Source organism: Gemmatimonadota bacterium (assembly GCA_026706345.1).
Taxonomy (GTDB): Bacteria; JAAXHH01; JAAXHH01; order JAAXHH01; family JAAXHH01; genus JAAXHH01.
Map to the genome: position 1 here is coordinate 1 of JAPOYX010000228.1, position 2,013 is coordinate 2,013.

Here is a 2,013-nt window from a genome sequence, read left to right on the forward strand (position 1 = left end):
AGGCCGCACGGCCGCTGGCCCTCTCCCGGCCTCTCCCGCGAGCGGGAGAGGAGGTTTGCGGCAGCGGACCCGTCCTTGCGAAGCTCCGTCCTCCTGCATCCTGCATGTCGTCCCTCCATCCCGTTTCGTTCCACCTCGTTCCACTCCTTCCACCGCCCGGTTCCCCGGAGCGGCGGGACCCTAATTCGCGCGTATCCTGCGCGGGCGCAGGCGCGTGTCGGCGTCGGCGCGGTTCGCGCGCCTGATTGCCCGCGCCCGCCCGCGCGAAAGCCAACCCGAATACAGGACGCACTTCTCCTGTCGGCTTCTCAGGCGTTTTTCCGCGCCGGCGCCGGCGCCGGCGCGGAAGAGGAAGCAGCCTCCGGACGCCGCTTCCTCTCGACCCAATATAGACGATGATTCACTTTTATCAAGCTAAAAGGGAAATATTTCAGACATTGTGAACGAAATTCAGTTTTCGATACTGCCGTCCTGCCGGCAACGCCCATTCCCGGAGTCCGGTTCGCCGGGCAACCGGAGACGGGCGCGGCCCTGAAACGGACCGAACGAACGGACCTTCCAATGCACCTGACGACCGGCGTTGTTTGCTGATGTATTCTCCGGCGCAGCGGAGGTAGTCATGGCAGATGGCAAACCGGATCCTATGGCTGGGAAGAGGGTAACAGATCGGATCAGGCGGACTGCCGCGACCGTCGGGGCGTCGGTCGAGGCGGTGACAGACACAGCTGCCTCTGCTGTCCGTGCTGGTGCTACCCGCGCCGCTGGGGACCTCTCTGCAGCCGGGACGGTTGCCGCGGAAAAGGGTGGCGCCCTCGTTCGTTCGGGAGCGTCCGGCATTGCGGTCGGTTTCGGCGTGGCCAATGAAACCCTGACCGGTTTTGCTGAGAGTCTGGACTGGAGCACCATCGACCCCACCAGGTACCTCTATGCCGGCACCAGAGGTGTCAACAGGAGTCTGGAGGAGGCTCGACTCGTGTGGGAGTCGATTCCGGAACAGCTGCGTGCTCTCGGCCCGGAGGAAGTGGCGAAGCGTCTCGACGGTTTTGACTGGAGCCATATCGTTCCCTACAGCAAGGGAGGCGGCAACGAGGCGACGAATGGGATATTTGAATTTGCCGGACTGAACCGGAGCCGGGGCGCGGAGCAGATGACCGGGGCCGAGATTGAGGCGGCAGCCCGGGTTCTCTCGGAAACCGCGTTTGTCGCTGCGCTCGAGAAAGTAGCGTCACGCGTATTCGTCGGCGCTGCAGCCGGCGCTGCCGTAGCTTGCGTGGTCTCCGGTCTGGAATACGGTCTCGCGTATCAACGCGGCGAGATCACCCGGGAGGAAATGTATCGGCGCCTGGGCCGTGCAGTGGCCACATCCGCAGGCGCCGGTGCAGCAATATCTGGTGTCATGGCCGTTGTCGCTTTGACGTTCCCCGCCCTCATACCCCTTGCGGCGCCTCTGATGATGCCGCTGGCGGTATTTGGGTTCTGTGCTGTTGGCGGCAAGGTCGTCCGCCTCGGGAAAGGGTGGTATGAACTGTATCGAGAGGTTTCCGGCGCCAAACTCGCCGACATGCTGCCGGTCCGGAAACTGTCGACACCGGAAACGACCTGATCGCTGGCCATTGGGTGCGGAAACAGGTGATTGTCGCAATCTGCTTGAGTTGTGAAGGACTGCCCCTCCTCGCATGACAAACCTTTCCCGAACAATTGCCGAATTGATTGCCACCGGGAAGGAAGGCGATCACTGGGACTTCAAGCGTGAGCAGCATTCCAAGGCGGGAGACCTGATCCACGACATTGTCTGTCTCGCCAACTCCACGCGACACACCGGGGATCGTTACATCATCTATGGTGTGGACGACACGGGCTCGGTGATTGGCCTACAAGCCCCATCCAAAAGGAATCAGGCCGACATCGTGCATACACTATCGACTGCCGGCTTTGCCGGCGGGGTCTATCCCGACATTTATCTTCCTCAAGTTTCACTACAAGGCCAACAACTGGAGGTTCTGGTCATCAAGG

General features: G+C 61.9%; 2 protein-coding genes. Both read left to right on the top strand.

Translation table 11 applies throughout. The features are described from left to right. Positions 1-619: 619 nt before the first annotated feature. Positions 620-1,603 (top strand): hypothetical protein, encoded by a 984-nt coding sequence (locus OXG98_16145; protein MCY3773539.1) that lies wholly within the window; start codon positions 620-622, stop codon positions 1,601-1,603. Positions 1,604-1,676: 73 nt separating this feature from the next. Next, positions 1,677-2,013, top strand: a 337-nt coding sequence (locus OXG98_16150; GenBank protein ID MCY3773540.1) for an ATP-binding protein, incomplete at its 3' end; no start/stop codon positions are given.